Genomic DNA, 7,548 nt, shown 5'->3' on the forward strand with positions numbered 1-7,548 from the left:
CATAGAATTATTCCCTGATTCGGATTGTGATGGCGGGCGGTACTTTCGGCTGACCAATAAAGCTGGTTCTGCCGAGGCGGGAGCTGGCCGGATCGCTAAGGCGCATCCCTTTAGCCTGCTGTGGCGCCAGGCACAGCCGTAAATCCCAGGCAAACTGGTCGCGCAGAATAAAGGAAAGGAACATGGTCAGCGGCAGGTGATTTTCGCCATCGGGTAAAAATGAGAGATAACGCTCCCGCGACAGGCCGCCAATCTGCAACAGGAATTTTCCGCTGCGATCCGGCACCCGTGCGCCGAGGGTAAAATTAACGCCGAGTATGGAGCGCCCCGGAATATGTCCAGCCGTTTTTCCTTTCGGATTACGTACACCCAGCCGGTTCTGGTGTGCCGGATCAATGGCGACTTTACGCAGTTGCCAGCGTTCAATGGTGACATCCGGCAAATCAAAACAGTGCGACACCAGATTACAGATAACCTCCGGCGCGCGGCCTGGTGTTGCCAGAATTCCGGCGTAGGCCAGCATTTTGCTGTGGTTAATGGCAAGCCTGTCACGCACGCTCTGATTACCCAGCCCGACCAGTGCGTACATGCGCTGTGAAAAGGTGTCAGTACCGCCGCTACGAAAGCAGATGTAGTAGCGGTATTTGCGCCAGGCATGATAGGCAAACTGTGTCCAGCGGTGGCTGAATAGATCGAGAAATTCTTTCAGGCCGTCTTCGTTCTGTGCGGACTCCTGCGCCATCTGATCCAGATAATAGCCCGGTAGCGGCGACTGGCTGCCGGAAAAACCCAGGAACCGGGTTTGCAGTACATACTGTCCGTTCTGGCTACGGGAAAGCGCACTCAGGTCCGTACCCGGAAAACTGATACTGGCGTCAGAGCTGAAACGCACGATCTCCCGGGCAGGCTCGGTACGCAGGGAAATGTCCTGGCCCGGCGCGCCATGCCGACGGTACAGCGCCTCCATCAGCACATAGAAATTGCAGTTGCGCACATCCGCCGGTAACGGCGGTTTTGTCGCTATATCAGGGCGTGCTGGCCCATTTTCTCCTGCCATTCCCAGGACTCCTGACTTTCCGTGTTAATGATTTTCAGACAGTGGTACGAATTGATGCTGGCGTAGAGGGCAAAGAAGTGCGAGAGCACGGTACCCAGAAGATAAATTTCACCTTCGCAGATAAACGGATCGGGACGTATCCACAGCGTGGTCGCCAGCCCGCGAACCGGTACGCCTTTAAACAACCTGTCAACAGGTTTGGTTTCGAGTTTTTCTATGGCATCCAGTTTCTGGCGTGACAGTCTGGCCCGCTGCGGATGGTGAGCACCTGGCAGGTCGAAGGTCCGCAGGATCTGGATCAGTGTCTCCCTGTCCAGCAGGGAGAGGTAGTTCAGGTTCATCGCGGAAATCAGCGACCAGTGCATGTCGCCGTCCGTGACTGGCCAGAGCGGCAGTGTCGGGCGCGTGACATTACGAAATGAGGCCACTGCCGGATTTTTGTTGACGGCCACGCAGATATCACCGGTATGCAGCCGGGCAGGGATCATACGGTTGGTACAGATTAATGACGTGGTGATCACGTCATCGTTAAACCGTGAGCTGCCCGGAATGCTACCGTCTGCATGGACAAAGGCGATAGAGTGTTCAAGCCCGTGGTGAAGCAGGGACGTTTTAGTCCGGTGATGCCAGTAGACGACTTCTCGCTGGCGGCTGTACTCCATCTGGTGCTGGAAGCTTTCAAATTCGGGCCAGACACGCGCCTGGCTACCTGGGCTGATTTCAGTACCTGAAACTTTGACTTTACTGGTGACTGTGCTGACCTGAAAAATGTCATAGGCGTCCGGATGCTTATGGCTGGCGCGCAGCGGGTATTCCGCCATCCGCCCATCCGGCCTGACGGGTTCCGCATAATGCGTAAACAGGTTAATGGCTGGCGTACAGTGCAGACGCAGCGAATCCTGGCGCAGCTTGATGTCGGCAGGTAACGGGCGGTTAAAGTGCAGGCGCAGCGTAAACGCATTGATCGGGAAATCGTCTGGTAGCGGCGCAACATCGCGCAGATGGAAAAAGAAGAAGGCTTCGGGATAGCAGAAATACTCCTGAAGCACGCGGTAGCCGCTGTGGACATTTTTCGGCCACGGCAGCAGAGCATCCCGGTTGTCAAAACCCGCCGCCTCCAGCCACAGATCCGGCAGCGGCAGGCGGTACTCTCCGGCAATCAGTTCCGCATCCATCAGGCATTCGCAAAACCACAGATAAAGCTGGTGTCGGGTATAATCGTCTTCATTACCCAGCCAGAACGTGATTTTGTTCAGGTCAAGCATGGCGGGGGAGACATTGTTATCTGCGGTAAAACTGATATCTATGATGCCTTCTTTCAGGCTGCTGGCGTTGCGGGTATCGAGAATGCGCAGTGGTTGCAGCCAGATATCGCGCGCCAGCGTGAAATGGCAGGCTACGGAAGAAACGATTTTATCATGATTGTCAGGCAGCGCCTTCTGAGCAGTCAGGGAGGACTTTTCTGAGCGGCTTCTGATCAGTTCATTACGACAGACCTGAACAGGGACTTTTAACTGATCGGTTTTGGGTTCATAGGCAATAACCGTCATGGCCGGAACCGGGCGTAAATAGTTTGCCCACAGCATACGGATCAGCCCATGGGTGAACTCGGGGAATTCGTCCTCAAGTTTCTGGCGCAGGCTACCGGACATAAAGGCAAAGGCTTCCATCAGACGCTCCACGTCCGGATCACCCTCTTTCTCGGCCAGAAAGTGGGCCAGATGTGGTTTTTCCTGCGCCAGCAGTTTGCCTAGCTGGCGAAGATAATCCAGCTCTTCGCGGTAGTAACGTTCTTCAAAAGCCACAGAGATCACTCCACACAATAGCGTTGATGGTTGTCCAGCAAAATGTCAAATTCAAACACTCCCCTGGTTTCGCTGACATCGACCGTAGCCACAATATGAAAACACAGTTCCACAGGGGCGTATTCATCCGGTGCAGCAGCCGTAACAACAACATCGGTAATACGAGGTTCGTAATGTAAAATGCACTGGCTAATGGACTTACGGATTTCTCGTCTGAAATCGCTGGAGGCCAGCGATTCATCATTTAAATCAGTAATCCCCAGCTCCGGTGAACCATAACAACTGCCGGAGCGGGTATTCAGGACCTGTCGCAGGTTACGTCTGATGGAACGTATCAGTGCTTCTTTTGGATTCTGATATGAAGGCGGATTTGCCGCCTCACGGATACGTTCAAAAAGACTGCCGGTTGGTCCTGAATCCCGTCTTAGCATCGGATTATTCCTTATCCAGTCGTCCGACCAGGCTCAGGTCGAAACTGGCACCCATGTATTTAAAATGCGGTCTGACAGAAATCGCGACCTGGTACCAGCCCGGCTCACCATCCACATCCAGTACCTCGATCTTAGCCTGACGCAAAGGCCGGTGGCTGCGGACTTCGGCAGGCGGATTTTCCTGGTCAGCAACATACTGGCGAATCCAGGTGTTCAGCTCACGCTCCAGGTCACTACGTTCTTTCCATGAGCCAAGCTGTTCGCGCTGAATTACCTTGATGTAATGCGCTAACCTGCTGATAACAAACAAGTATGGCAGCTGGGTGCCGAGTTTATAGTTGGTCTCCGCAGCCTTGCCTTCGGGGGTTTTGGGGAATGTTTTGGGTTTCTGCACCGAGTTGGCCGAGAAAAAGCACGCATTATCAGACCCTTTACGCATGGTCAGTGTGATAAAGCCCTCTTCCGCCAGCTCATACTCTCTCCGGTCAGTGATCAACACTTCAGTCGGAATTTTTGCCTGCATTTGCCCCATGGATTCATACAGATGCACCGGGAGGTCTTTGACTGCGCCGCCGCTGGAAGGGCCAATAATATTTGGGCACCAGCGATACTTAGCAAAACTTTCCGCCAGGTTGGCGGCCAGTAAAAACGAGGTATTCCCCCACAGATAAGACTCATGACTCTGGCTGACATCTTCATGGTAACGGAAGGTTTTGACAGGGTTTTCATCCGGTGAGTAAGGGTGGCGCAGCAGGAACCGGGGGGCGGTCAGGCCCAGGTAACGGGAATCTTCCGATTCACGCAGGGCGCGCCAGCGGGAGTAGGCCGGGCCTTCAAAGATGGCACCCGGTTCTTTGATCCCCGGTAACTCTGTCCATGAATCCAGACCGAAAAATTCGGATGATACTGACGACAGGAACGGGCTGTGCGCCATCGCGCTGACCTGGCTGATATATTTCAGCAGCTTCATATCCGGCGTGGTGTTCTTAAAGGCAAAGTTGCCGATTACCGCCGCCACTGGCTCACCGCCAAATTGTCCGTAACCGCTTGAATATACATGCTTGTAATACGCAGACTGCGTGATTTCAGGTGCAAATTCGAAATCATCCAGCAGTTCTTCCTGAGTGACATTCAGGAAATGGACTTTGATGTTTTCCCGTGTATCCGCGCGTTCAACCAGCAGCTTCAGCGAGCGCAGCAGGGATTCCAGTTCCTGAAACTCCGGGGCATGAATAATGGCATCCATCTGCCTGCTGGTTCGGGCATCAATATCAGCAATCATGGCGTCAACGGCCAGGATATTGATAGGTTCAGCGCTACTGTCGCCCTGTAACATGGCGGCAATAAAGGCGCTCACGCCCTGGCGGGTGATATCGTAGCTTTCTGATTTAGGCTGGACGCGGGTTTGCGCCATGATTTCATCAAGCAGAGATGGGGGCGCGGCGGTTTGAGACGCGCTGACGGGAGCAATTTCTTCCTTTACTGACATACTGAATATCCTTCTGTGAAAATTATTTCTGAACGGCGATACCCAGTTCCTGGATCAGCTGCTCGCGGGTGTCTTCGTTTTCCAGTAGCGCCTGAAGTTGTGCGCGGAAGGCTGGAATATTGCCTAGTGGAGACTTAAGTGCGACCAGGGCTTCACGCAATTCGAGCAGACGTTTTATTTCTGGTACCTGGCTGGCAATATGGTCAGGAGAAAGGTCATCCATAGATTTGACTTTCAGGTTGACGTACATTTGCTCATTGGGAGCGTCACTGAGTTCAGCCGGAACAACAAACTCCCGTTCAATGTCAGCTTCTGAAATGACTGCGTTGAGGTTATAGCGGTTGATAGCAATGGCAGTTCGCTCATCCAACGGCGTGTTATCTGGTTTCCCTTTCAGATTGCCGGTGATCAATAAATTCAGCGGCAATTCGATATCAGCAGCCACCCCATCAACTTTTGGTGTATACCGAACGCTGATTCTTTCTTTCGGCGCGACACTGCCGCCATTGTTGTTCATTTTGCTCATAAAAATGTTCCCGTTCAGGCCATGAGCACAGCATTTTCGTACTGCATACAAATACCGACAATACCGTTTCAGTGGCAGTTAGATAATGTAACCTTCCTTCTGTTGTGATCGGTATTCTACTCATGAAATAAAATATTAAAAGAACTATTTATATTTTTGAAAGAGATGTATCCTTCATTATTAATACATGAGAGTTAAATCAATTTGGTATTTATAGACTTAGTGAATATGATTTTACGGCTAATAAAGTTACATAATGCATTGATTTATATGTGTTTATTAAATTGATTAATAAGTTTTATGTATGGTTTTATAAATAAATTAATTAATTGCTAGAAATACATCATAAGAAATTCCTTTAAGGAATATCTTAATTGCGTGCCGGAACGATTGTGAAGTAAGTGTTGTAATGATTGATTTTTGAAGAAATTGTAGGTTTTTATGGGGGTAAGGATACGTTATGGATAATTCTACTGTTGATGTTGATATATTTTTAGCTTATGTGATCGTGTTCTGAAATTGACTAAAAATATATTTAAACACCATAAAAGAGTTTTTCGGTAGGTGCTAATTACGTGTGCCTGTAACTCGAATAAAGAAAAGGGTGTGGTTCCTGATGTGAGCCGCATCACACTCTAACCTGTCGGGGATTAACGACGGGTTGTTCGTAAAACAGCAGTTGATAATTTCACAAGGAGTTCATAAATGCCAACCCCATGTTACATTTCAATTACAGGTCAGACCCAGGGGAACATCACTGCCGGTGCTTTCACCGCAGATTCTGTCGGCAATATCTACGTGCAGGGACACGAAGATGAAATGCTGGTGCAGGAGTTTCTGCATAACGTTACTGTTCCAACCGATCCGCAGTCTGGTCAGCCTTCCGGGCAGCGTGCTCACAAACCGTTCATTTTCACCGTGGCGCTGAACAAAGCCGTTCCGCTGCTGTACAACGCGCTGGCCTCCGGTGAAATGCTGCCGAAAGTGGAGCTGCACTGGTGGCGTACCTCTGTTGAAGGCAAGCAGGAGCACTACTTCACCACACGTCTTACTGACGCGACGATTGTGGACATGAACCTGCATATGCCGCACTGCCAGGACCCTGCACAGCGTGAGTTTACGCAATTGCTCGCAGTATCACTGGCCTACCGTAAGGTTGAGTGGGAGCACATCAAATCCGGTACTTCTGGTGCCGATGACTGGCGTGCACCGCTGGAAGCATAAATCTGAGTCAACAACATCCTGCCTCCGTGCAGGATGTTGTTTTTGTACGTGTAAAAAATGAGTGTCAGTAAGGAGTTACGCTTTCATGAGGGAGATGGTGGATGCCGGAAACCCGGGCGGTAGCGTACCTGAAAATGTAAAGATGAGTGTAACGCTGCACTGGTACCCTTTGCTGCATGGTGGGAATCATTTGGTCCGTGAATGAATCAGGGAGGTCATTATGTCCTTAAAAGGTCTTCGCTTTACGCTGGAGGTTGACGGCCAGGAGCCGGACACCTTTGCAGTGGTGAATTTCAGGTTAATCCAGAACCAGTCTTATCCGTTTGTGATGAGTGTGGATGTCGCCAGCGATTCTTTTATGCAGACGGCGGAGATGCTGCTGGAGAAGAAGGCAACGCTAACCATCTGGCAGGGCGTCATCCCGCAGCGTTATGTCACAGGCGTGGTGGCGGGCTTTGGCATGCAGGAGAACAATGGCTGGCAGATGCGTTACCACCTGTGTATTGAGCCGCCGTTATGGCGGTGCGGGCTGCGGCAGAACTTCCGCATCTTCCAGCAGCAGGATATCCGGACGATATCGGCCATGCTGCTGAACGAGAACGGCGTCACAGAGTGGACGCCGCTGTTTTATGAGGACCATCCGGCGCGGGAATTCTGTGTCCAGTACGGGGAAAGCGACCTGGCGTTTCTGGCGCGGCTGTGGGCGGAGGAGGGTATTTTCTTCTTTGAGCGGTTTGCGGCGGACAGTCCGGAGCAGAAGCTGACGCTGTGCGACGATGTGGCGGGGCTGTCACAGGCGGGAGAGCTTCCGTTTAACCCGGACACATCGGCAGGAGCGGAGACGGAGTGTGTCAGTATGTTCCGTTATGAGGCGCATGTCCGCCCGTCGTCGGTGCAGAGCCAGGATTACACGTTTAAGGTGCCGGACTGGCCGGGGATGTATGAGCAGCAGGGTGAGAACCTGAACGGACAGCTTGAACAGTATGAGATATTTGATTATCCGGGAAGGTTCAAGG

General features: G+C 51.6%; 7 protein-coding genes. 2 read left to right on the forward strand and 5 right to left on the reverse strand.

Features of this window, described 5'->3' with window-relative positions:
- Window positions 1-7: 7 nt before the first annotated feature.
- From tssG to tssB, 5 genes are read right to left on the reverse strand one after another with little or no spacing between them, the layout of a single operon-like run.
- Window positions 8-1,057, reverse strand: a complete 1,050-nt coding sequence (tssG, locus tag C4F37_RS24915) for a type VI secretion system baseplate subunit TssG (RefSeq protein ID WP_000896714.1) — start codon at window positions 1,055-1,057, stop codon at window positions 8-10.
- Complete coding sequence (gene tssF, locus C4F37_RS24920) at window positions 1,021-2,862, reverse strand: type VI secretion system baseplate subunit TssF (RefSeq protein ID WP_001538293.1); 1,842 nt, start codon at window positions 2,860-2,862, stop codon at window positions 1,021-1,023. Before tssF ends, tssG begins: the two co-directional genes overlap by 37 nt.
- A 5-nt stretch (window positions 2,863-2,867) precedes the next feature.
- Window positions 2,868-3,293, reverse strand: coding sequence for a type VI secretion system baseplate subunit TssE (tssE, locus tag C4F37_RS24925; protein WP_000946068.1), 426 nt, complete (start codon window positions 3,291-3,293; stop codon window positions 2,868-2,870).
- A gap of 4 nt (window positions 3,294-3,297) precedes the next feature.
- Window positions 3,298-4,782, reverse strand: a complete 1,485-nt coding sequence (tssC, locus tag C4F37_RS24930; RefSeq protein ID WP_000111582.1) for a type VI secretion system contractile sheath large subunit — start codon at window positions 4,780-4,782, stop codon at window positions 3,298-3,300.
- Window positions 4,783-4,804: 22 nt separating this feature from the next.
- Window positions 4,805-5,308, reverse strand: a complete 504-nt coding sequence (gene tssB, locus C4F37_RS24935; protein ID WP_000041480.1) for a type VI secretion system contractile sheath small subunit — start codon at window positions 5,306-5,308, stop codon at window positions 4,805-4,807.
- 705 nt (window positions 5,309-6,013) lie between these two features.
- On the opposite strand from tssB, the gene C4F37_RS24940 reads away from it, so the two are divergent.
- Together C4F37_RS24940 and tssI are read left to right on the forward strand one after the other, a co-directional pair.
- Window positions 6,014-6,532, forward strand: a complete 519-nt coding sequence (locus C4F37_RS24940; protein ID WP_001142963.1) for an Hcp family type VI secretion system effector — start codon at window positions 6,014-6,016, stop codon at window positions 6,530-6,532.
- 220 nt (window positions 6,533-6,752) lie between these two features.
- The coding region (gene tssI, locus C4F37_RS24945) for a type VI secretion system tip protein TssI/VgrG (RefSeq protein ID WP_158701362.1) at window positions 6,753-7,548 on the forward strand (796 nt) is incomplete at its 3' end.

Source organism: Escherichia sp. R1 (assembly GCF_003000935.1).
GTDB classification, from domain to species: Bacteria; Pseudomonadota; Gammaproteobacteria; order Enterobacterales; family Enterobacteriaceae; genus Escherichia; species Escherichia coli.

Coding starts and splice junctions, on each gene's coding strand:
- tssE (WP_000946068.1), bottom strand. CDS start 3,293: ATGCTAAGACGGGATTCAGGACCAACCGGCAGTCTTTTTGAACGTATC.
- tssC (WP_000111582.1), bottom strand. CDS start 4,782: ATGTCAGTAAAGGAAGAAATTGCTCCCGTCAGCGCGTCTCAAACCGCC.
- C4F37_RS24940 (WP_001142963.1), top strand. CDS start 6,014: ATGCCAACCCCATGTTACATTTCAATTACAGGTCAGACCCAGGGGAAC.
- tssB (WP_000041480.1), bottom strand. CDS start 5,308: ATGAGCAAAATGAACAACAATGGCGGCAGTGTCGCGCCGAAAGAAAGA.
- tssG (WP_000896714.1), bottom strand. CDS start 1,057: ATGGCAGGAGAAAATGGGCCAGCACGCCCTGATATAGCGACAAAACCG.